Source organism: Paraburkholderia sp. SUR17, from assembly GCF_029536165.1.
Taxonomy (GTDB): Bacteria; Pseudomonadota; Gammaproteobacteria; order Burkholderiales; family Burkholderiaceae; genus Paraburkholderia; species Paraburkholderia kururiensis.
Genome location: NZ_CP120509.1, coordinates 88,498 through 112,395, shown reverse-complemented (window position 1 = coordinate 112,395; position 23,898 = coordinate 88,498). Strand labels below are relative to the sequence as shown.

Below are 23,898 nucleotides of genomic sequence, written 5' to 3'. Positions count from 1 at the left end.
CCCATCAAGCCTCCACATCCTCCAGACTAAAAATCTCGGTCTGGTCGTTATACGAGAAGATCTCGGCATAACGGCTCCAGTCGATCACCGTATCGAGCGTCTCCTCCGCCGCCTGGTCCGACAGGAAGTCTTCCAGCTCCTGCTCGAAGCGCACGCGCGGCGCGCGGTGACCCGGCCGCTCGTTGAGCACCTTCCTGATCCGCGCCGCCAGCGGCACGTTGCGCAGCAGGTGCTCCGCGAACATCATCTTGCGCTCCTGCGTCCCGAACTCCGCGAACACCCGCCCCGGCGGCGTCAGGAACACGTCCCCCTCGCGCACGTCCGCAAACCCCAGGTGCTGCAGCATCTCCGCGATCGGGAACAGGTCGTCCACCTCCAGGTGCAGCGAGCGCGCAATCTCCGGCATGTCCGCCCGCCCGTGGTACGGCGGCATCGCCAGCGTCTCGATCAGCCCCGCCATCAGGTTCGTCGACACCTGCGGCAGCCAGCTGCCCAGCTCCAGCTCCAGCTCCTTCTTGCCCCACCCGCCCGTCTGCCGCGCCGTCATCTTCGCGTAGATGTCGTCCACCAACCGCCGGAACGCCGGGTCCAGCCGGTTGCGCGGATGTCTGAACGGCACCCTGATCTCCGCCAGCACCCGCCCCGGGTTCGACGACAGCACCAGGATCCGGTCGCACATGAACACCGCTTCCTCGATGTTGTGCGTCACGATCAGCACCGAGCGGATCGGCAGCCGGCCCTGCGTCCACAGGTCCAGCAGGTCCGTGCGCAGCGTCTCGGCCGTCAGCACGTCCAGCGCCGAGAACGGCTCGTCCATCAGCAGCAGCGTCGGGTCCACCACCAGCGCACGTGCAAACCCCACCCGCTGCCGCATGCCCCCCGACAGCTCCCGCGGGTACGCGTTCTCGAACCCGTCCAGACCAATCAGGTCGATCGCCGCCAGCGCCCGCTCCCGGCGCTCGCGCGCCGCCACCCCGCGCGCCTCCAGCCCCGCCTCCACGTTCTGCAGCACCGTCAGCCACGGAAACAGCGCAAACGTCTGGAACACCATCGCCACCCCCTCGGCCGGGCCCTTCAGCGGCCGCCCCAGGTACTCCACCTCCCCCGAGGTCGGCTCGATCAGCCCCGAGATGATGCGCAGCAGCGTCGACTTGCCCGAGCCCGAGCGGCCCAGCAGCCCCACGATCTCCCCCTCGCGCAGCGTCAGGTTCGCGTCGTCGAGCACCAGCAGCTCGCCCTGCGCCTTGTTGAAGCCACGGCTCACGTGCTTCACGTTCAGGATCTCGGCGCCCGGCACCGGCGCCACGTTCGCCGCAGCGGTCTGTCCGCCTGCGGCCGTTACAGTTTTCGGTTCCTGCATGATTCGCTCTCCGCTTCGCCCATTCAGTCGAGCCGCAGCCTCGACCCGGCGTACGCGTACAGCGGACGCCACAACAGCCGGTTGAACAGGGTGACGAACAGCGACATCACCGCCACCCCAAGGATGATCTTCGGGAAGTCCCCGTCGGCCGTGGTCTGCGCGATGTACGCCCCCAGCCCGTGCGCCACCAGCTTCGTGTCGCCCCACTGCACCGCCTCCGCGACGATGCTCGCGTTCCATGCCCCGCCCGAGGCCGTGATCGCCCCCGTGATGTAGTACGGCAGCACGCCCGGCAGCATCGCCTGGCGCCACCACTGCCAGCCGCGGATGCGGAAGTTCGTGGCCGCCTCGCGGTAGTCGTTCGGATACGCGCTCGCGCCCGCCACCACGTTGAACAGGATGTACCACTGCGTGCCCAGCACCACCAGCGGCGAGAGCCAGATGTCCGGGTTCAGGTGAAAGCGCACGATCGCCATCACGAACACCGGAAACAGCAGGTTGGCCGGAAACGCCGCGAGGAACTGCGCGAGCGGCTGGATCTTCTGGGCCAGCGCCGGGCGCAGCCCGATCAGCACCCCCAGCGGCACCCACACCAGCGACGACAGCGCGATCAGCACCACCACCCGCAGCAGCGTGATGAAGCCCAGCACGAACACGTGCAGCACCTCGTCCATGCCTACGCCCGTGTGCACGTACGCAATCACCCGGTACAGCACGTAGGCGGTGAGCAGCACCACGACGATGCCCCACACGATGTCGGCCGTGCGCGTGCCCAGCGTGCGCGTCACGCCGAACGGGCTGGGCCGCTCGAACGCGGGCAGCTTGAGCGGCACGCGCGCAAGGCGCGCCAGCAGCCAGCCGAACGGCACCAGCATGCGGTGGATGAGCCGAGTGCGCCGGATCAGGTCCAGCAGCCAGGAGCCGGGCGCCGTGCCCGAACTGGTGGTCTCCATGCGGAACTTGTCGGCCCAGGCCACCAGCGGGCGGAACAGCAACTGGTCGTAGGCGAGGATCACCACCGTCATGGCGAGGATCACCCAGCCCACCGCGTGCAGGTTCTTCTGCGCGATGGCCTGCGCCAGGTACGCGCCGATGCCCGGCAGCGTGATGGTGCTGTTGCCCACCGTGATGGCCTCGGAGGCCACCACGAAGAACCAGCCGCCCGACATCGACATCATCATGTTCCAGATCAGCCCCGGCATCGAGAACGGCACCTCGAGCTTCCAGAAGCGCTGCCAGGCGGTCAGGTGAAAGCCGCGCGAGACCTCGTCCAGGTCGCGCGGCACGGTGCGCAGCGACTGGTAGAAGCTGAAGGTCATGTTCCAGGCCTGGCTCGTGAAGATGGCGAAGATGGCCGCCAGCTCCGCACCCAGCACGCGCCCCGGAAAGAGCGCGAGGAAGAACGTCACGGTGAACGAGATGTAGCCCAGCACCGGCACCGACTGCAGGATGTCGAGCACCGGCACCAGCACCATGCCCGCGCGCCGGCTCTTGGCCGCCAGCGTGCCGTAGGTGAAGGTGAACGCCAGCGACGCCACCATCGCCGCGAGCATGCGCAGCGTGGTGCGCATGGCGTACTCGGGCAGCATCGACGGCTCCAGCACGATCGCCTGGGTCTGCAGCGTGGACATCGGCGCCAGCGTCTGGTGAAAACCGATCGCCGCCATCGCGATCAGGCACAGGATCAGCGGGAACGCCACAAAGTCCCAGCCGTTCGGCAGCAGCCGCCACGCCGACGCGTTCGCCGTGCGGTTCAGGTTGAAACGAAAATCCACCATGACTCAATAAAGACAATCGCCCAGGAACTGGCCACGCTGGCGTGGACTCGCGTCGAGCCCTCGCGCTTGCGTTTTGCCGGATCCTTGCTGCTGGCTGATGTTTTCCGCGAGAGTCCATACGCACGGAGCACGCGCTCAGGCAAGCGCGATACGTGCGAACGAACGGACTCGCAGCCGGACCATTCAGGCGACGCGGCACGCAAGCCAGCAAACAAGCATGCGAGCGCAACGCCAGATGGCGCGAATCAAAGGTGCACGGGGAGAATGACTGCGACGCGCACCGTCTGCCTGCTGGCAAGACGGCGGCCGGAAAAAGGGAGCGCGGACGTCTTGCCGGTCAGGCGATAAAACCGTTCGAAGATCGACAACTGCTACTGTCCAAGGCATCGGCCCCTTTTGTGACGAAGCCGGAATTCTAGACATTCCGCGAACGGGAAGTCAACACGCGATTCAGCCCCGGCGCGGCTCACCGCAGGCCGTTCCGGCACCGAACGCAGCGCGCCACCACCTGCACAACCCTTGATCTCGAACAAGCCCGCAGGGCGTCCGCTCGAATACACCACTGTGATAACGTCGCAGGACATCGGGCCGGCCCCGCCCTCGCCGGCCCAAGCCTCTTCGCAAGGACTTTTCATGCGCTTTCAAGTTCGACACGCTCTCGCCACAATTGCCGCCGCGCTCGCGTTCGCCGCCGCGCACACGGCCGTGGCGCAGATGCCCAAAACGGTACAGCTCGAAGACCTCACGTGGACCGAGTTGCGCGACGAGATTCGCGCCGGCAAGACCACGATCCTGATTCCTATCGGCGGCACGGAACAGAGCGGGCCTTACGTCGCGCTCGGCAAGCACAACGTGCGCGCGAAGATACTCGCCGAACGCATCGCGCAAGGTCTCGGCAACGCTATCGTCGCGCCCGTGATCGCTTATGTGCCCGAAGGCGGCTATGCGCCCGCCACCTCGCACATGCGCTTTCCCGGCACCATCACCGTGCCCGACGACGTGTTCGAGAAGACGCTCGAGTCCGCCGCCAACAGCTTCAAGGTGCACGGCTTCACCAACATCGTGTTCCTCGGCGATCACGGTGGGTATCAGAACGACATCCGGCGCGCGGTTACGCAGCTCAACAAGTCGTGGGCCGGTTCGGCGCGCGCCTTCGTGCCGGCCGAGTATTACGGCATGAGTTCCGACGGCTACGCGCAAATCCTGCGTCAGCACGGCGTCACGGATGCCGAGATCGGCACGCACGCCGGACTCGCGGACACGTCGCTGCTGCTCGCGGTCGCGCCGCAGATGGTGCGGCTCGACAAGCTGCGCACCGCCCCGAAACCCAGCGCGGCCGACGGCGTCTACGGCGGCGACCCGCGCCGCTCCAGCGTCGAACTCGGACAGCTGGGCATCGACGCCATCGTTTCGCGCACCATCGAAGCAATCAAGAAAGACACCGCGGGCCGCTGAAGCCCTGCGCCGCACACACGCGCCCGTTTATCCACCGTCTACCCATCCAACAACCGACAAACGGACTCCACCATGCAATTGCGTCAACCCTTCTTTCCCCGTCGGTCCCGGCTCATTGCCTTCGCCGCGTTCACCGCTTTCGCCGCCGCCTCGTTCGCCGGCCTCGGAGCCGGCCATGCCGTCGCGGCGTCCACGGCTTCGGCCACGTCGGCCACTTCGGCCGTCACCACTGTGCCCGGCATGCCGCCCGTGCCGAACGCCGGCAACCTGTACAGCGAAGCGGAGTCCGGTCACATGAGTTCGGCCGTTGCCGGTGCGCTCGCGCGCGTCTATGTGCCGAACCTGCGCTCCAACGACGTCTACGTGATCGACCCCGCTACCTACAAGGTGGTCGATAAATTCCCGGTAGGCCGCAGCCCGCAGCACGTCGTGCCCTCGTGGGACTTGCAGACGCTGTGGGTCGCCAACAATGCCGAAGGCCGTAACGACGGCAGCCTCACGCCCATCGATCCCAAAACCGGCAAGCCGGGCAACGCCGTACTGGTCGACGACCCGTACAACATGTACTTCACGCCCGACGGCAAGGAAGCCATCGTGGTAGCCGAAGCGCACGCGCGCCTCGACTTCCGCGACGCGCACACCATGGCGCTCAAATCGAGCCTCGACGTGCCGCAGTGCAAGGGCATCAACCACGCGGACTTTTCCATCGACGGCAAGTACGCGCTCTTCACCTGCGAATTCGGCGGCAAGCTCGCGAAGATCGACCTCGTGAACCGCAAGGTGGTGGGTTACCTGGAACTGGACCGCAAGGGCATGCCGCAGGACATCCGCATCTCGCCCGACGGCAAGGTCTTCTATGTGGCCGACATGATGGCCGACGGCGTATTCGTCGTAGACGGCGACAGCTTCACGAAGGTCGGCTTCGTCAAAACCGGCGTGGGCACGCACGGCCTCTATCCGAGCCGCGACGGCACGAAGCTCTATGTGGCCAATCGCGGATCGAACCTCGTGCACGGCCCGCGTCACGGCAAGGGCAGCGTCTCTGTGATCGACTTCGCCACGCGCAAGGTCGTCGCGAACTGGCCGATTCCGGGCGGCGGCAGCCCCGACATGGGCAACGTCAGTGCAGACGGCAAGACGCTGTGGCTCTCGGGCCGCTTCGACGACGTGGTCTATGCGTTCGACACGACCACGGGTGCAGTGAAGTCGATTCCCGTGGGCATGGAGCCGCACGGCCTCACGGTGTGGCCGCAGCCCGGCCGCTATTCGCTGGGCCACACGGGCAACATGCGCTAAGCGACGGCAACCCTCGGCCGAAGGCGGAAGCGCTGAAACGGCGTGTCCGCCTTCGCGATTACGCCGCGGCCTCAGGCGCGCTTGTTGCGCCAAAGCGGAAAGCAACCCTCGCCAACGGAGCACGCCATGCCGTACGCCTCGAACGACGACCTTCCGCCATCCGTGCGCAATCACTTGCCGCCTCACGCGCAGGACATCTATCGCGAGGCCTTCAATCACGCCTTCGCCGCGCACGCCGGCGACCCGGACCACGAAGAGATCGCGCACCGCATCGCGTGGGCTGCGGTGAAGCGCTCGTACGTCAAAGACGGAGATGTGTGGGTGCGGCGCTGACCGGCGTTATGCCTCTGCCAGTCAGGCCTTCAATGCAGACGATTCACGCCCGTACCGCACGTGCCGCGTTGCGGCCACGCAGCCATTCGAGCGCGAGCAGCAGCGACGTCGAAAAAAGAATCAGGATGGTCGCGAGCGCCGCAATGGTCGGCGTGATGTTCTCGCGGATGCCGGTGAACATCTGACGCGGCAGCGTGGTTTGGTCCGCGCCGGCCAGGAACAGCGTGACCACCACTTCGTCGAACGACGTCGCGAACGCGAACAACGCCCCCGAAATCACGCCGGGCGCGATGACGGGCAGCGTGATGCGGAAGAACGTCTTCACCGGATTCGCCCCCAGCGAAAGGCTGGCGCGCACGAGGTTGTGATTGAAGCCTTGCAGCGTCGCGGCCACCGTCGTCACCACGAACGGCACACCCAGCGACGCATGCGCGAGGATCAGCCCCGTGTACGTATTCGCGAGACCGAGCGGCGCGAAGAAGAGGTACATGCCCACGCCCACCACGACCACCGGCACGATCATCGGCGAAATGAGGATGGCCATGAGCAGCGCCTTGCCGCGGAACTCGGCCTTCGTGAGACCGATGGCGGCGAGCGTACCGAGCACCGTCGCCACGATGGTGGCGGAAGGCGCAATGATGAAGCTGTTCTTCGCCGCCATGCGCCAGTCGTCGGAGGTGATCAGGTTCTCGTACCAGCGCAGCGACCAGCCCGGCATCGGATAAACGAGGAACGTGCTCGACGAGAACGACAGCGGCACGATGGCGAGCACCGGCATGACGAGGTACAGCAGCGTGAGCACGGCCATGCCGCGCAGCACGAAATACCACACGCGTTCAACCAGCGACGTATGCGGCGCGAACAGGGGTCTGGCGAGTTTCATTGCATGGTTCTCCGTCGCCGGGTTCAGCCGAGGCTCAGCTGCGAACGCGTGAAGCGTCCGTAGATCACGTACAGCACGGTGGTGGCCGCGAGCAGCAGCCCGCCGAGCGCACACGCCATGCCCCAGTTGATCGTCACGTTCGTGAAGTACGCAACGTAGTAGCTGACCATCTGGTCGTTCGGTCCGCCGAGCAGCGCCGGCGTGATGTAGTAGCCGATCGCGAGAATGAACACGAGCAGCGCGCCGGCCCCGATGCCCGGGTACGTCTGCGGCACGTACACGCGCCAGAACGCCGCGAAAGGATGGCTGCCGAGCGAAACCGCCGCGCGCTGATAGGTGGGCGGAATCGACTTCATCACGCTGTAGAGTGGCAGGATCATGAACGGCAGCAGGATGTGCGTCATCGAGATATAGACGCCCACGCGGTTGAACAGCAGCGAAAGCGGCGAGGAAATCAGACCGCTGCCCATCAACGCCTTGTTGACGAGCCCCTCGCCCTGGAGGATCACGATCCATGCGGCCACGCGCACGAGAATCGACGTCCAGAACGGGATCAGCACGAGAATCATCACGAGGTTCGCGCGCCGTTCCGAGAGCGTGGAAATCCAGTACGCGAGCGGATAACCGAGCAGCAGCGCGAGCAGCGTCACGGCCACGCTGATCGTGAAGGTGCGTGTGAACACCGTGAGGTAGATCTGCTGATCAGGGTCCGCGGGAATGATGTGGCCGAACGCGTCCTGGCGATGGTCGAGCGAGGCCAGCAGATAGAACGGCGAGTACATGCTGCTGTTCTTCGCGATGGCCTGCCAGTACGTGACGTCGTTCCAGCGGTCGTCGATTTCCGCGATTTTCGCGTGGACCTGGGCGGGCGCGAGCGCATGGCCGGCGTCGTCGGTGAGCGGCATCGCGCGCGTGGTCTTCGCGACCAGCGAACGGAAGCCGGGAATCTCGGTGTTCAGCCGGCGCGCGAGCGCACCCATCGCCTCGCCGTCCTGGATCGCGGTGAGGTCGGTGGCAAGCGCGGCGTAGGCGGCGTCGGAGGGCGGGCTCTTGCGGTCCCAGTCGTGTAGCACGCCAATCGTGTGCGGCAGGGCCGTGGCCACTTCGGGGTTCTGCACGGCGCGCGTCAAGAGCGCGGCAATCGGCACGACGAAAATCAGCAGCAGAAAAATTGCGAGCGGCGCCACGAGCAGCAGCGCCATCGTCCGCTTGCGCGCCTCGGCAGCCTTCAGCTCGCGCTTGAGCCGCGCAGTCGATCCGCCGGCCTCGTCGGCGGGCATCGTCATCGTCGTCACACCCTGACTCCTCTCATGCTCTTCACTGCGCGAACCGCTCGCCTTTCAGCGAAGGTTCGCACCGTTGCTTCCCGGGCGCAGCGCGGCCGCGCCCGGTCCTTCCTGGTTACTTGCGGGTTACTTGCTGCTTACTTCGACGCCCACGACGCGAAGCGCTGCTCCAGCTCGTCGCCGTGGTCGGTCCAGAACGAGATGTTTTGCAGCACTGCGTTCTTGCCGTTGGCGGGCGAGTTCGGCAGGTTCTCCAGCGTCTTTTCGTCGAGCGCCTTGATGGCGGCCACGTTCACCGGACCGTACGCGATGTGCTTCGCGTATTCCTGCTGCGGCTTCGGCGAGAGCGAGTAAGCGATGTACTTCTCAGCCAGATCCTTGTTCGGCGAGCCCTTGGGAATGGCCCAGTAGTCCAGGTCGTAGATGCTGCCGTTCCACACCACCTTCAGGTTCTTGCCTTCCTTCTGCGCGGCGCTGATGCGGCCGTTATAGGCGGTGGACATCACCACGTCGCCGGCCACGAGGAACTGCGGCGGCTGCGCGCCGGCTTCCCACCACTGGATGTTCGGCTTCAGCTCGTCGAGCTTCTTGAACGCGCGGTCCTGGCCAGCCTTCGTGGCCAGCACCTTGTAGACGTCTTTCGGTGCCACGCCGTCGGCCATCAGCGCGAATTCGAGGTTGTAGCGCGCACCCTTGCGCATGCCGCGCTTGCCCGGGAATTTCTTCACGTCCCAGAAGTCGGCCCAGCTGGCGGGCGCGGTCTTCAGCTTGTCGGCGTTATAGGCGAGCGCCGTGGACCACACGAAAATGCCGGCGCCGCACGTTTGCGGCGCTTCGGGAATGAGATCCGACTTCTTCGCGATCTTCGACCAGTCGAGCTTCTCGTAGAGGCCTTCGTCACAGCCGCGGCCCAGGTCGCCCGATTCCACTTCCACCACGTCCCAGTTCACGTGCTTCGCTTCGACCATGGCCTTCACCTTGGCCTGCTCGCCGTTGTATTCGACGGCGGTCACCTTGTTGCCCGTCTGCGCCTCGAACGGCTGGTTGAAGGCGGCCTTCTGCGCGTCGCCATTGGCGCCGCCGAAGTTGACGACAGTCACTTCCGCCGCAGCGGCGGCCGTTGCGCCGAATGCCAGGGCAAGCGTAGCGGCGGCTGCCGCGAAGCGCGTCATCCCGATCGTTTTCATGTCAGTTCCTCTCTGGTGGTCTTTGGTACAGGGTTGTTGTGTACAACTGGGACTCAGGCGAACACGCGCAGATGCTCCGGCGCGAATTCGAGTGCGACCGGGCGGCCGGGCGCAAAAGCGTCGAGCGCATCGGTGCCGAGCGGCACCTTCACGAAGCACTCGTCCTGTTCCGGCAGGCCGCAGCGCATGCGCACGTGGTCGCCGAAATAGATGAGACCGCGCGCCTCGCCGGCGAGCGTGTTGCCGTTCTGGCCTGCGGCACCTGCAATACCGGACGCGAGCTTCATGCGCTCGGGGCGAATGCACGCCACCGCGGGCACGCCTGCCTTCGCACCGCCCACGTTGCGGCCCACGAGCCGCGTGCCGTCTGCAAGACGGAACGCGCAGAACTCGCCGTCGACGCTCTCCACCGTGCCGCGCAGCCGGTTGCTGTCGCCGATGAAGTTCGCGACGAATTCGTTGCAGGGCGATTCGTAGAGGCGGTCGACGGTATCGAGCTGCTGCACCACGCCCTTGTCGAACACCGCGACGCGGTCGGACATGGTGAGCGCCTCGCCCTGGTCGTGCGTGACGTAGACGAAAGTGACGCCGAGCTTCTCGTGCAGCGACTTGAGTTCGTACTGCATGTGCTCGCGCAGCTGCTTGTCGAGCGCGCCGAGCGGTTCGTCCATCAGCACGAGCTTCGGTTCGAACACGAGCGCGCGGGCAAGCGCAATACGCTGCTGCTGGCCGCCCGAAAGCTGCGCCGGATAGCGTTTTGCGAAACTTTCCATGCGCACCATCTTCAGCGCGTTGTTGACGCGCTGCGCGCGTTCTTCCGCCGATACCTTGCGTACCGAAAGCGGATAGCCCACGTTCTGCTCAACGGTCAGGTGCGGGAACAGCGCGTAGTTCTGAAACACCATGCCGATGTTTCGCTTGTGCGGCGGCACGTTGTTGAGCAGCTTGCCGTCAAGCCAGATTTCGCCGCCGGTCGGAAATTCGAAGCCGGCCAGCATCATCAGGCAGGTCGTCTTGCCCGAGCCCGACGGGCCGAGCAGCGTGAGGAATTCGCCCTGGTAGATGTCGAGGTCAAGTTGCTTGACCACGAGCGATTCGCCGTCATAGGTCTTTCGCACACCGCGAAAGCTGACGATCACGTCCCCTTTTTTCATTGCCCCAGTCTCCTCCTCACAATGCAGTTTCCTTACCATTGGCTCCCTCCGCAAGGCGGGTTTGAGCTAATGGCGTGATCCACTATAGCCGCTTACGGTTCTACAATATGGAACCATTTCATTATTCTGGATAGAGCCACTTGGACACGATCATTCTCGCGGACTGGCTGTCGGCGCGGATCGACCGCGCATGCGGAGAGCCGATGTATCGCCAGGTGCTGCGGCTCATGCAGCAGGCCATCCTCACGGGCCAGCTCGCGCCGGGCACCAAGCTGCCGAGTTCGCGCACGCTCGCAACCGACCTCGGCATTGCGCGCAACACGGTGCTGCACGTGTACGACCAGCTCACCGCCGAGGGCTACGTGATCTCGACGACGGGCAGCGGCACGTACGTGGCGGACACGCGGCCGGACAAAGCCGCGGTGAACGTGCGGCGGGAGCAAGGGACTGCGGGCGGGCCGGCTTCGGCAAGTGGCTCCACAGCGCCAGCAGCAGGAACGGCAAGCAAGGCAGCACCCGCCCCAGGCACGGCCACCGAACGCTCGACGGACGCTACGACTGCAACGCTATGCACGCCGCAAGCCGCCGTGCGCCACGAGCCAGGCGCCATGTCGATGCGCGGGCAACGTCTGATCGATCAGGCTGGCGTCTCGCCCAAGCAGTGGGGCGCCTTCATGCCGGGCGTGCCCGACGTTGCCGAATTTCCCGCGCGCACGTGGAGCCGCCTGCAAGCGCGGCTATGGAAAGAGGCGAACGCAGACCTGCTCACCTACGCGCCCGGCGGCGGCTATCGGCCGTTGCGGCGCGCGCTCTCCGACTACCTGCGCGTGGCGCGGTCGGTGAACTGCACACCGGACCAGATCATCATCACGACCGGCATCCATCAATCGATGGACCTTGCCGTGCGCCTGCTCACCGACGTGGGCGATCGCGTATGGGTGGAAGAGCCGTGCTACTGGGGCGCGCGCAGCGTGCTGCAATCGTCGGGGCTCACGCTCGTGCCGGTGCCCGTGGACAGCGAAGGGCTGAACCCGCGCGAATCCGATCTGCTCGATCCACCGCGGCTCGCGCTCGTCACGCCTTCGCACCAGTATCCGCTCGGCATGGTGATGAGCCTCGCGCGCCGCCGCACGCTGCTCGAATACGCGCGGCAGCACAAGGTGTGGATCATCGAAGACGATTACGACAGCGAGTTCCGCTATGGCAGCCGTCCGCTCGCGTCGCTGCAAGGGCTCGACGAAGCGGGCCAGGTGATCTACGTGGGCAGCCTCGGCAAGATGCTGTTTCCGGGCCTGCGCATCGGCTACATGATCGCGCCGCCGCACCTCGTCGACGTGTTCCGCACGGGCGTGGCCGAGCTTTATCGTGAAGGCCAGCTGATGCAGCAGGCCGTGCTCGCCGAATTCATCATGGACGGCTACCTGACCTCGCACGTGCGCCGCATGCGGGCGCTCTACGGCGAGCGTCGCCAAATGCTGATCGACGCCATTACGCGGCACTTTGGCGACGCGCTGCCCGTGATGGGCGACGAAGCCGGGCTGCACCTCGTACTCGGCCTGCCCGACCACGCCGACGACCGCGCGGTGGCCGCGGCCGCATTCGACGCGGGCGTGATCGTGCGTCCGCTCGCGGCGTATTACAGCGGCAACGGCGACATGAGCGGCGCCGGCAAGCGCGATGCAGGCGGCAACGGCTCTGCACCGCAGCGCGGCCTGCTGCTCGGCTACGCGTGCGTGCCCAACGAGAAGATCGATCCTGCCTTCGCCACGCTTGCCGGCGTGATCGAGCAGCATGCATTCGGACGCACACGAGCAGCGTCAAATCGGGCGTCGGGCCGAACAACCCAGGCAACGGCGAGGCACGACAACACCGAAAACGAAGCCGTAAGAACCGAAGCATCGACCGAAGCCCAAACCGGCCCGGCATAAAAAAATCGCGCCGCCGGGCATTCGCCCGTGCGGCGCGATGCTTCGCCTCGCGCGGGGCGCTCTACTTCAAACCGAAGTCCACGCGCGTAGGCGCGCCCTTGTCGCTGATACCGTCGGCGTTGAGCTTCGGCGCGACGATGAACACGCGGCTCGAATCCACCTTGCCTTCGAAATACTGCTGCACGCTCTGTGCGCGACGTTGTGCGAGATCGCGCAGGCTGGCCTCGTTGATGGGCGCGTGTTCCGCGAGCGCGCTCTTCATCTCGTCGGCGGGCAGGGACTTCGTGAGACCGATGAAATTGCGCGGCTTCTTGAAGTCCGCCGCCTTGTAGACCTTCGCGAGATAGCTTTCGTACTCGGCCGGGTCCACCTTGATCGACATCGGGTCCACGCTTTCTCCCTTACCGATCGTGTCCTTGAGCTTTTGCTGGCGCACGAGGCGGTCCACGTACAGGTTGCGCAGCGCGGGCTCGTCCACGGCCGGATCGACACGGCCAATCAGATCGATCTTCACCGACGGTTTGTCTGCCAGCGCCTTCGCGATCTTGTCGAGCTTCTGGTTGTCGGCCTCCGTGAGATCGGCCGACCCCGGCGCAAATTCGACGTAGCCCAGTTCCTCGCCGCCCCCGCCGAACGCATTCGCGAGCAGCGTGAACGGCGAAGTCACGGCCTTCTGCAAAAGGTTGAGCACCGCATGCCAGATCAGGCTGCCGAAGCTGAACTGCGGATTGTCGAGCGAGCCCGACACCGGAATGTTCACGTCGATCTGCCCTTTCGAATTCTTGAGCAGCGAGATGGCGAGGCGCACCGGCAGCTTCGTCGCCGTGTCGTTCTCGACGTGGTCGCCGAACGTGAGCTGGTCGATGAACAGGTGATTGTTCGCAGTCAGCTGGTTGTTCTCGAGCTTGTAGTGCAGATCGACATTGAGCTTGCCCTTCGTGATCGGATAGCCCGCGTACTTCGTGGAATACGGCGTGAGGTTCGTGAGTTCCACGTCGTGCGCCGTGGCCGTGAGGTCGAGCTGCGGTTTTTCGATGAGCGGATTCACCGAGCCGCGAATGGCCACCGGCCCGTTGGCCGCCAGCTTCGCGGCCACGTCCACGGGCGCGGGCGTGGTGGACTGCGTGCCGAATGCGCCCACCTTGCCCTGAATGTCGACCAGGTTCGCCGTGTAGTTCGGCTTCACGAAGTTGTCCGTGTAGGTCACGCGGCCGCTACGCAGCAGCAGTTCGCCGAAGTGCATGCGCACCGGGCTTTCCGGCTCTTTCGCCGCCACCACGGTGACCGGCGGCGCCGACGCGGGCCGCGCGCCCGAGGCCTGCTTTGCCGTTGCCGCCGTCGTTGCCGCGGCAGCCGATGCCGCCGCCGCTTCCGCCGCCGTGGGCGGCGAGAGCGGCACGGGCGCCTTGCCGCTGTTGTCGCGCGTGAGCGACTGCGCCTCGCCCGTCTGATGCGCCACCACGTCCTTGAGATTGAGCTTGCCTTGTGCATCGAGCAGCACGCGGCCATAGAAGTTCGAGAACGTGACGCGCGCTGCGTCCACGTCGGTGCCGCGCTCGTCGTAGTTCGCCTTCAGGTTCGTGAGCGCGAGCGAGCGCCAGCCCGCGAACGGGTCCGACGTCGCCTTGTCCAGCATCCGCACGTCCACGAGCGCCGCGTCGCCGCGATACGACGCCTTGAGGGCCTTGCCCTGCGTCGCGGCGAGGTCGCCGTTCGCGGTGACGAACGCGCTCGCAATCGTCACGTTGAGTACGTTGCCGAAGTACGGCTCCAGCGCGGCCACGTCGAGACGGTCCGCGTTCACGCGCACCGCGGCTTTCAGCGGCGTGGGCGTCACGTCGCCGGTCACGCCGAGCGTGCCCTTGCGGTTCACGGTGGCATGCAGTTCAACGGGCAGCGCGTGACTCATGTTGTCCGTGATCTGCTGCACCTTGAGTTGCAGCGGCGCGACGTTGAGCTTCACCGGGCGTGCGGTGGTGCTGTCCGTGAAGTTCGCTTCGGAATCCGCGAGCGAGAGCGTGCCGATGCGGTAGTGCCATTCGGGCGCACCCGGTTGGGCGGTCTTTCCGGTTGAGTGGGCCGCGGGATGCGCCGGGGCCGCTTCATGCGCGGTTTCGTGCGTGCCCGCGAGGTCGGCCAGGTCGATGCTGCCGTCCTTGCGACGCTCAGCGTTCACCTTCAGGCCCTTGAGGTCGACGGCGTCGATGTCCGCTGTTTGGGCGGCCAGATCCACTTTCTTCACCTGGACGCGGCCGTCTGCCAGTGCGATGACGGGCTCGTTGCTCGTGCCGCTTGATCCGCGTGCAGCGCCTCGCATGGCAACCTTCAGCGACTTCAGTTGCATGTCGCTCGCGCCTACCTGGAGCTGGAACGGCGTGGCGCTCCAGTTCGCGCTGACGTTCGCGTTGGCGGTAAGCGTGCCGTCCAGCACCTGAGCGGCCGTCACACTGTCGAGATACGGCTGGCGCGGGGCGAGCGGCAATGCGTTGACGTCGATCTTGGCGTCCGCCGTCTTCGCCACGAGGCCCAACGCGCCGCTCACGGCGAGCGAGCCGCCGCCGTCGAATGCCAGGTTCAGCCCGTAGTGCGCGTTCGTTTTGGCGAGCGTCGAAAAATCCGTGAGCGTGGCCGAGACTTGGGTAGGCCCGAACACGACAGGCCTCGACGGCGTTTCGTCGGTGAAGCGCAGGATGCTGTCGTTAAGCGCGAAGCGCTTGATGGCGAGGTCGAGCGGCGCGGCGGTGGTGGTGGCCGCTTCGGATTTCGGTGCAGACGCGGCGGCAGCGGCCGAAGCAGCGCCCGACGACGCGGACGCACCCGAAGCGCCAGTAGAAGTAGCAGTAGAAGCGGAAGCAGTAGCAGCAGCACCCGGCGCCGCCCCCGCAGCCGGCGCGCTGGCACTACGCGGCGCACTCGCCGACGTCTGCGGCGAGCCCGCGAACATCCGCTGCACGCTCAGCACGCCGGCCTTGTCACGCGTGAGCGTTGCGTCCGCGCCGTCCAGCCGGATCTCGTCGAAGTGATAGACGCTCTTGAGCGGCTCGAGTGTGGACGCCGCCACGTGCACCGCGCGCGCCGCGAAGAACGGCGCCTTGTTCGGGTCCAGCACGTTGGCGTCGTCCAGGTCCACCGTGCCGGAAACCGTGAGCGAAGGCGTATCGCCCGACATCAGGAAGTTGAGCTTGAGGTCCGTGGAAAGCTTGCCGGACTCCACCGTCACCGGCAGTTTGGCCGGCACGTACGAGATGAGGCGCGGCACGTCGAGCGCATCGAGCCGCAGCGACACCTGCGACTGGCGCGACGCCGCAAACGGCAGCGTCTTGCCGTCGATGGCGAGCTGACTGCCGTCGATACGCGCGCGCAGCAGCGGCTCCACGAAGATGTCCGTCTTCGAAGCCAGCGTTGCAATGAACGGCACGCCGAGCGACCAGCGGTCCACCACGTGCTGCTCGCCAAGCAGCCGGTCGTCGAACTCGACGCGACCGTTCTCCAGATGAATGTTGGAAATGGAAAACGGCGTGGGCTTGCTGGAGGGCTGCGACGGCGTGGAGAACTTCTCGATCAGGTCGCTGAAATTGAAGCGCTGGGCGTCATAGCGAACGATGTGAAAACGTGGCGAATCGATCTGGAGTTCGTCCACGATCGCGGCGCCGCGAAAGAGCGACGTCCAGGAAGGCTTCACGATGAGCCGCTCCACGTCCGCGAAATCGCCCGAGCCGCCGCGCTCGCCGATATGCACGCGGTCCGCCTCGAATCGCAGCGTGTACGGATTGAGCGCAATACGTCCGATGGAAACCGGCCGGTCGAGCTGCTTGCTCAGTTGCTGGGCGGCAATATTGCGGATCAGCGGCGGCGCCGCGAAGAAGCCGAGCAGGCCGAACAGCACGAGAAAGACGACGAGCCCGATCGTGATACGCCGGGCCCGCCGGCTGTGCGCTGCATCGCGCACGGCGCGCAGCGAGGAAGTGAGAGATGCTTTGTTGATGCTTGCCATGCCTCGGATGTGGTCACAGGTGGAACGCGTGGGCGTTGCCCGCGAAGGGCGGGTCCGCGAAGACAGCCGCGCCGGCCAGGCCGGCGAGCCAGCGAGGCTCGCCGCACGGCGGCGGCAGACATGTCGCAACCAGGGCAAACCGTTGGTGGTTCAGGTTCGTGGAAGTATATGTCGCGGGCTTGCAGGGGGACAGCGTGAGCATTGTGAATAAATGCAAAACGCAAGCCGGAAGGGGGAGCCGGCCACCGAGGCGAGCGGTGGCCGGGCAGCGCGGTGGCCGGGCAGCGCGGTGGCCGGGGCAGCGCGCCGGGCGCTGTGTACTGGGCTATTTGCCCGGCTGTCTGTTGCGGTATGCGGTCCGTCGTCGCGCGCCTTATTGCCGCTCGACGGCGGGCGGCTCCCAACTGCCGTCCGTCGCCTGCGGCTTCGGCGCGTAGAGCCGCAGCACGAGCTTGAAGTCGCTGCGCGGCGCGGGAACCCAGTTGGGCGTTTTCTTCGAGCCCACCGCGGAAACGTAGACGTCCACGGACCCGTCGCGGCTGCGTCGCAGGCCGTAGCGGTCGCTCAGCGAAACGTGCGCCGGCGCGCTTTCGCCGAGCGCGCCGTCCTTCGTGTACGCCGTAATGGACCAGAAGCCGCGCACCGGCGGCAACTGCTTCGCGGCGAAGTGGATGACGTAGCGGTTCGCGCCGTTCAGCGCGTGGCCGTCGCTGTCCTGCGAGACCACCGCTCGCACTTCGTCGTCTTTCGTTCCGAGGCCCAGTTCCGTGAAAGCCGTGTAGGCACGCAGCGCGTAATCCGAGCCGTACGCACCCGCGTTGTCGCTGGCCCAGCTCCAGCCATTGGCCGACAGCAGATTCGACGGCGCCGTTGCCACGCGATCGCGGCCATCGCTGAAGCCGGCGGCCACGGCATCGCTCGCGGCGGCGGGCAGCGCCACCGGCTGCCCCGGCGTCACGCCGAGGTCCGAGAGAATCTTGAGCGCGTGCGGGTCGTCGGGGGCGGGCGGATTGTCGGGCAGCGCCTGCGCAAGGCGGCTGAAGAACCCGTTCGCGTCCAGCGCGGCGGCGCGGGCCACCGGGTTCACGGTGGCAGCCGAATCTGTGCCGGCGCCGCTGTTGCGCGCCACCTGGGGTGCGGGACGCGCGTCGCCCGTGTACGCCGAAAGCGGCGCCACGCGGATGGCGCGCTGGAGCTTGCGCACGGCGGCAAGGTCGCGGCCACGCGCAGTCTGGATGCGCACGGAGAGCCACACGTAGCGGGTCGGCACGTCGATGCGCTTGACGCCCGCCGGCAGGTCGCCCTTCCAGCCCGCCGCCGCAAAGGCGACCGTCTGGGCCTTGATGCCGGTCACCCGCGTGGTACCGGCGTCGCCAGTGGACCACACCACGTTCGTCCACATGTCGAGCGCGCGGGCATCCACGTAGCGGCCGCGCGAGTCGGGCAGGGAGACGATCACGGGCTCGTCTGCGACGTCGAGCCAACCTGTGGAATCGAAGGTATCCAGGCTCGGCATGGTCGGATTCGCTGCGCCAACGGGCGGCAGCGCCTGGGCATGGCGCAGCGTGTTGACCGCCGCCTGGCCCGGCCCGCTGCCTACGGCGGCGTCGCGCGCAATGTCCATGACGACGAGCGGATAGCCGAACACATAAGAGTCGGACACTTCGTCCTTGACCCAGCCAGTGCTTTTTTCGGTGGGCGCGGGCGCGGAAGCGCATCCCGCCAGAAAGGCAAAACCTGCGAGCGCAGCGCAAGTCCATTGAAACGAGTAGGGTTCGCGACGATTTTTTATCATTCGTTGATTGTGCGGATCAGTCTGGTCCATAAGATGACGCCGATGGAAACAGGCTGCGCCGCGCGGCCCCGCGGCCGTCTCCTCGCCTCGCCTCGATCTTCTCCCATCGCGCCGGGTTGTATCGTATCCCTCGCGACCAGGCATGAAAAGGCGTCAATACGGAATTATCCCTGCCTCGCCAGCGCAAAAATGAGGCGCTCCCGGCATGTGGGTCCCCACTTACCTGCTATCCATGCGTCAGTTAGGTTGACCGACGCGGCTTGACCTTCCCATGACTGGAAGGTCGATACTTGCGTTTTATGTGCTGTTCATGCGGGCGGTTTCCCGTCTGCGCGCTCAGCGGCCAACACCGCTTGCTACTGTGGCATTGCCACCCTCCAATCGCCATGACCGACCTCTCCGCCGAACTTCCCACCGAGGCGCGCGCCGAACCCACGGTGTCAGAACTGGAAATTACCGGCATGACCTGCGCGAGTTGCGCCACGCGCGTCGAGAAGGCGCTGGCGAAGGTGCCTGGCGTGGCGCGTGCGTCGGTGAACCTCGCCACGGAAAAAGCCACCGTCGAGACCAACCGCGAAGTTGCGCCCGACGCGCTCGTAGCGGCCGTGACGAAGGCGGGCTACGGCGCCGTTCCGCTCTCCACCGCCGTCGCCGAATTGGCCATCGGTGGCATGACCTGCGCGAGCTGCGCCACGCGCGTCGAGAAGGCGCTGGCGCGAGTGCCTGGCGTGGCGGGCGCCTCGGTCAACCTCGCGACGGAACGCGCCACCGTCAATCTGCGCGGACCGGCCAGCGCGAGCGAACTCGACGCGCTGGTCGCCGCCGTGCAGAAGGCGGGCTATGAGGCAACGCCGGTCGTAGAAACCGAAGCGGCACCCGCCGCCGACGGCACCGATCGCGCACGCGCCGCCGTGCGTCGCGAACTCGCCTGGGTCCTGATGTCCGCGCTGCTGACCCTGCCGCTCGTCGTTCCCATGATTGCCGCGTCGCTCGGCGCGGACGTGATGCTGCCCGCCCTGCTGCAACTGGCGCTCGCGAGCGTCGTGCAATTCGTGTTCGGCGCGCGTTTCTACCGTGCCGCCTGGAAAGCCGCGCGCGCCGGCGCCGGCAACATGGATCTGCTCGTCGCGCTCGGCACGTCTGCCGCGTATGGCGTGAGCGTCTACCAGATGGTGGTCCATCCGGACGATGCCATGCACCTGTACTTCGAGGCCTCCGCGGTGGTCATCACGCTGGTGCGCTTCGGCAAATGGCTGGAAGCGCGCGCGAAGCGCCAGACCACGGACGCCATCCGCGCACTCAACGCGCTGCGCCCCGACCGCGCCCGCATCCGCACAGGCAACGAGGAGCGCGAGGTGCCGCTCGCGCAGGTGCGTGTGGGCACGGTGGTCGTGGTGCGGCCCGGCGAGCGCGTGCCGGTGGACGGCGCCGTGCTGGAAGGCCGCACGCATATCGACGAGTCACTGATCACCGGCGAAAGCCTGCCCGTGCCGAAGCAGCCCGACGATCCGGTCACGGCGGGGTCGATCAACGGCGAAGGCGCCATCGCGGTCAAAACCACGGCGATTGGCGCGGAAACCACGCTTGCCCGCATCATCCGTCTGGTCGAAACCGCTCAGGCAGGCAAGGCGCCCATCCAGCGGCTAGTGGACCGCGTGAGCGCCGTGTTCGTGCCGGCGATTCTCGTCGTGGCCGCCGTGACACTGGGCGGCTGGCTGCTCGCCGGCGCGTCCGCGGAGACTGCGATCCTCAACGCCGTGGCGGTGCTCGTGATTGCGTGCCCGTGCGCGCTCGGGCTCGCCACGCCGGCCGCGATCATGGCCGGCACCGGCGTCGCCGCGCGCCAGGGCGTGCTGATCAAAGATGCCGAGGCGCTCGAAATCGCGCATCGCATCAACGTGGTCGCGTTCGACAAGACCGGCACGCTGACCGTGGGACAACCCAGCGTCACGGTCTTCGAACCCGCGCCCGACACTTCGGCCGACGAAGCACTGGCGCTCGCCGCCGCCGTGCAGCGCCAGAGCGACCATCCGCTGGCGAAAGCGGTGATGCGGCGCTGGGAAGAGGCCGTTGGCGGCGCGCACGAGTCGTCTTCGGCGGTCGCGCTCCGGGCGGCCGCGTCTCTGACGGCGGCGCCTCTGACGGCTGCATCTCTGACCGCCGCGTCTCTGACGGCCACACCTCTGCCGGCCACCCACGCCCGCGCTGTGCCCGGCCGCGGCGTGGAAGCCGAGGTGGACGGACGGCGCATCGCCATCGGCAGCGGCGTCTGGCTCGATGAACTCGGCATCGCGATTCCCGCACAGCTTGCCGCGCGTGCGGCCGAACTCGAGCATGCGGGTCAGACGGTCTCGTGGCTCTTCGCGCACGGCGCGGCTTCGGCAGCGCCGTCGCCTTCTACGCCAACGCCCAGGCCGCAGCCCGCCGCCGTGCTCGCGTTGATCGGCTTCGGCGATACCGTGAAGCCGTCCGCGCGCGCCGCCGTTGCGCAACTGCGGCGCCTCGGCATTCGCAGCGTGCTGATTACCGGCGACAACCCGGGCAGCGCGGCGGCAGTGGCCAACAATCTCGGCATCGACGAAGTCCACGCGCGCGTGCTGCCCGACGACAAGGCACGCGTGATCGGCGACCTGAAAATCCGCACCGCAGGCATCGTGGCCATGGCCGGCGACGGCATCAACGACGCGCCCGCGCTCGCCGCCGCCGACCTCGGCATTGCCATGGCCACCGGCACGGACGTCGCCATGCACGCAGCGGGCATCACGTTGATGCGCGGCGACCCGCTGCTCGTCGCCGCCGCCATCGACATTTCGCGGCGCACCTGGCGCAAGATCCGGCAGAACCTCTTCTGGGCCTTCGTCTACAACCTGATCGGCATTCCGCTCGCTGCTTTCGGGCTGCTCAATCCGATGCTCGCGGGCGCCGCAATGGCGTTCTCGAGCGTGAGCGTCGTCACCAACGCCTTGCTGCTGCGCGCCTGGCGTCCGCAGAGCCAGGGGTAAGGGCTCGCCTGGTTCCGGCCAGAACCGGGCGTGGTTCTGGCTTGCTTTGGTCCTCGCCCTGGTTGTGGCCAGGGCTTCCACCCTGCCCCTGGTCGGTCCCGCATTCAAGAACCGCCGCGGTCTGCCGTAATTGACAAGATCGTGACGTAACCCTGCGGGGCTGCCGCGCGCGCCGTCGGCCCAACCACCGGGCCGACGTACTGGGCGCCGCGCGGCCATGCGGCGCCCGCCGCTCCCCGCGTCTTCCGAGCGCCCAGGAGGCCCATGAAAGTTCTGTTCCCGCGCGGCATGAGTGTCGGTGCGCGGCTTGCCGCGTTGTCCTGCGTTCTGGTGGCGTCGATATTCGTCGTCTTCACGTGGGCGCTCACCCACACGGCTGGCCAGCAGGTGAGCCGCCAGGTGCTGGCCCGTATCGACGACCGCGACCGCTCCGTCGCCGCGATGATCCATCTCTTCGACGACGCCCTTTCCGCCGAAGTGGGCCGCGCGATGTCGCTCTTCGCGAGCTTTTTGCCCGGCGAGATCAGCGTCGACGAATCCCAGAAAGTAGACATCAACGGTGTCGCCACGCCGACGATGAAGGCCGGCGACAAAGTGCTGAACCTCGATTTCTCGATTCCCGACCAGTTCCTCGCGAAGAGCGGCGCTATCGCCACGCTCTTCGTGCGCAGCGGCGACGACTTCGTGCGCGTGACCACCTCGCTCAAGAAGCAGGACGGCTCGCGCGCCATCGGCACACTGCTGGACCGCAAGGGCCCCGCGTATGGCCCTGTGCTCGCGGGCCGCACCTTCACCGGGCTCGCGCCGCTCTTCGGCAAGCGCTATATCACGCAGTACAAACCGGTCATGGATGCCGCGGGTCGCGTGATCGGCGCGTTGTTCGTGGGCGTGGACGTGGGCGCGCAGATTCAGTCTGTGGAAGACGGCATCCGGCAGATGAAGATCGGCAACAGCGGCTACTACTTCGTGGTGGACGCATCGAAAGGCCCGAACAACGGCAAGTTCATCGTTCATCCGGCCGCCGCTGGCCAGCACTTCGACGACGCGAACGCGCCCTACTCGCAGATGCTGGAGGCGAAGGAAGGCCGCATCACCTACACCTCCGCCGACGCAACGCTCGGCGAAACGAGCCCGCGCGAAAAGAGCGTCTCGTTCATCACCGTGCCGGAATGGCAGTGGCTCGTGGGCGGCGTCGCGATTCACGACGAAGTGATGGCCGACGTGACCGCGACGCGCGACCGCTTCGCCGCACTGGGCTTCGCGCTCGTGATCGCGTTCGCGGTGATCTTCCTCGTGGCGGCGCGGCGACTCGTGAGCCGGCCGCTTGACGAAGCGGCCAAGGCCGCGGCACGCCTCGCGGCGGGGGACCTGAGCGTGCGTCTCGCACATGGCAAGGGCCGCGCGGAGCGAGGCTTCACTGCCGGCGATGCGGCAGGCGCCGACGCTTCGCACGCTCGCGCGGACGAGATCGGGCGGCTCATGCACGCCATCGATGGCATTGGCGAAGGGCTCGCGCGCATCGTCACGCAGGTGCGCCACGCATCGTCCGATATGGCCGACGGCACCACGCGCATCGCGGCCACGAGCGGCGAGATCGCTTCGCGCATCGCGACCCAGGCGAGCAGCGTGGAAGAAACGGCTGCCAGCATGGAACAGATCACCTCGACGGTTCAGCAGAACGCGGACCACGCGGCGCGCGCGAATTCCGTGGTGAGCACCGCCGCCGACGCCGCGCTGAACGGCGGCCGCGCGGTGGAACGCGTGGTGGCCACGATGAGCGACATCAACCGCTCGTCGCAGAAGATCGCCGACATCACGAACATGATTGAAGGCATCGCGTTCCAGACCAACATCCTCGCGCTCAACGCAGCCGTGGAAGCGGCACGCGCCGGCGACCACGGCAAGGGCTTCGCGGTGGTCGCCGCGGAAGTCCGCGCGCTCGCGCAACGCAGCGCGGCGGCGGCGAAGGAGATCGACGCGGTCATCGCCGAATCCACCGCCACGGTGCAGAGCGGCTACCGCATCGCCGAAGAGGCGAGCACGACGATGCAGGGCATTGTCGAGCGCGTGGACGAAGTGCGCCAGATCATTGCGGACATCAGTGTCGCTTCGCGCGAGCAGTCGGGTGGCATCGAGCAGGTGAACCTCGCGGTCACGCAGATCGGCGAGGCGACACAGCAGAATGCGTCGATGGTCTCCGAGGCGGAGAATGCGGCCGCCGGCTTGCGCGACCAGGCTGCGCAGCTTGCACAACTGGTGAGCGTGTTCAAGGTGGATCCGCAGGCGCGCGGCTGATTCGATTCTCCACATCAATATAGTGCGCGGCGGCTTCGGGCCGCGCACGGTCTTGTCCGTTGCCGCTACATGACAAGGCGATGACATCTTCGTTCCAACCTGAGCAAGACTGTTCTCCATGCACAGCGGCTTTTCTCGCGCGGCCGCCTTCT

General features: G+C 66.6%; 14 protein-coding genes. 6 read left to right on the top strand and 8 right to left on the bottom strand.

The features are described from left to right. Positions 1–4: 4 nt before the first annotated feature. Positions 5–1,360, bottom strand: coding sequence for a nitrate/sulfonate/bicarbonate ABC transporter ATP-binding protein (locus P2869_RS18060; RefSeq protein WP_277599061.1), 1,356 nt, complete (start codon positions 1,358–1,360; stop codon positions 5–7). Positions 1,361–1,383: 23 nt separating this feature from the next. Continuing rightward, complete coding sequence (locus P2869_RS18055) at positions 1,384–3,138, bottom strand: ABC transporter permease subunit (RefSeq protein ID WP_277599060.1); 1,755 nt, start codon at positions 3,136–3,138, stop codon at positions 1,384–1,386. A 633-nt stretch (positions 3,139–3,771) separates the two neighbouring features. Between P2869_RS18055 and P2869_RS18050 the strand changes: the two genes are divergently transcribed. From P2869_RS18050 to P2869_RS18040, 3 genes are all read left to right on the top strand, one after another. Then, positions 3,772–4,593 (top strand): creatininase family protein, encoded by an 822-nt coding sequence (locus tag P2869_RS18050; RefSeq protein ID WP_277599059.1) that lies wholly within the window; start codon positions 3,772–3,774, stop codon positions 4,591–4,593. 72 nt (positions 4,594–4,665) lie between these two features. After that, positions 4,666–5,889 (top strand): YncE family protein, encoded by a 1,224-nt coding sequence (locus P2869_RS18045; RefSeq protein WP_277599058.1) that lies wholly within the window; start codon positions 4,666–4,668, stop codon positions 5,887–5,889. A gap of 126 nt (positions 5,890–6,015) precedes the next feature. Next, positions 6,016–6,222, top strand: coding sequence for a ChaB family protein (locus P2869_RS18040; RefSeq protein ID WP_017774274.1), 207 nt, complete (start codon positions 6,016–6,018; stop codon positions 6,220–6,222). 43 nt (positions 6,223–6,265) lie between these two features. On the opposite strand, the gene P2869_RS18035 is transcribed toward P2869_RS18040, so the two are convergent. The 4 genes from P2869_RS18035 to P2869_RS18020 form a co-directional block, all read right to left on the bottom strand. Then, positions 6,266–7,105 carry an ABC transporter permease gene (locus P2869_RS18035; RefSeq protein WP_017774273.1) on the bottom strand — a complete coding sequence of 280 codons (840 nt, stop codon included), beginning with the start codon at positions 7,103–7,105 and terminating at the stop codon, positions 6,266–6,268. A 23-nt stretch (positions 7,106–7,128) separates the two neighbouring features. Continuing rightward, positions 7,129–8,391 (bottom strand): ABC transporter permease, encoded by a 1,263-nt coding sequence (locus tag P2869_RS18030; RefSeq protein WP_176048829.1) that lies wholly within the window; start codon positions 8,389–8,391, stop codon positions 7,129–7,131. A gap of 137 nt (positions 8,392–8,528) precedes the next feature. Next, positions 8,529–9,578: an ABC transporter substrate-binding protein gene (locus tag P2869_RS18025; RefSeq protein ID WP_017774271.1), complete on the bottom strand. Its 1,050-nt coding sequence runs from the start codon at positions 9,576–9,578 to the stop codon at positions 8,529–8,531. A gap of 53 nt (positions 9,579–9,631) precedes the next feature. Then, positions 9,632–10,732 (bottom strand): ABC transporter ATP-binding protein, encoded by a 1,101-nt coding sequence (locus P2869_RS18020; protein WP_126875602.1) that lies wholly within the window; start codon positions 10,730–10,732, stop codon positions 9,632–9,634. Between the two features lie 140 nt (positions 10,733–10,872). On the opposite strand from P2869_RS18020, the gene P2869_RS18015 reads away from it, so the two are divergent. Continuing rightward, positions 10,873–12,660, top strand: coding sequence for an aminotransferase class I/II-fold pyridoxal phosphate-dependent enzyme (locus P2869_RS18015; protein WP_277599057.1), 1,788 nt, complete (start codon positions 10,873–10,875; stop codon positions 12,658–12,660). 61 nt (positions 12,661–12,721) lie between these two features. Here the strand turns inward: P2869_RS18015 and P2869_RS18010 are convergent, their stop codons facing one another. Both P2869_RS18010 and P2869_RS18005 read right to left on the bottom strand, forming a co-directional pair. After that, positions 12,722–16,654, bottom strand: coding sequence for a DUF748 domain-containing protein (locus P2869_RS18010; RefSeq protein ID WP_277599056.1), 3,933 nt, complete (start codon positions 16,652–16,654; stop codon positions 12,722–12,724). A 373-nt stretch (positions 16,655–17,027) separates the two neighbouring features. Beyond that, positions 17,028–18,449 carry a DUF1254 domain-containing protein gene (locus tag P2869_RS18005; protein ID WP_277599055.1) on the bottom strand — a complete coding sequence of 474 codons (1,422 nt, stop codon included), beginning with the start codon at positions 18,447–18,449 and terminating at the stop codon, positions 17,028–17,030. A gap of 386 nt (positions 18,450–18,835) precedes the next feature. On the opposite strand from P2869_RS18005, the gene P2869_RS18000 reads away from it, so the two are divergent. Both P2869_RS18000 and P2869_RS17995 read left to right on the top strand, forming a co-directional pair. Beyond that, the gene (locus tag P2869_RS18000; protein WP_277599054.1) at positions 18,836–21,451 is read left to right on the top strand and encodes a heavy metal translocating P-type ATPase; all 2,616 of its coding nucleotides are present in this window, start codon (positions 18,836–18,838) and stop codon (positions 21,449–21,451) included. Between the two features lie 264 nt (positions 21,452–21,715). After that, a complete protein-coding gene (locus tag P2869_RS17995) occupies positions 21,716–23,746 on the top strand; it encodes a methyl-accepting chemotaxis protein (RefSeq protein WP_277599053.1) in 2,031 nt (676 codons plus the stop codon). The last annotated feature ends 152 nt before the right edge of the window (positions 23,747–23,898 follow it).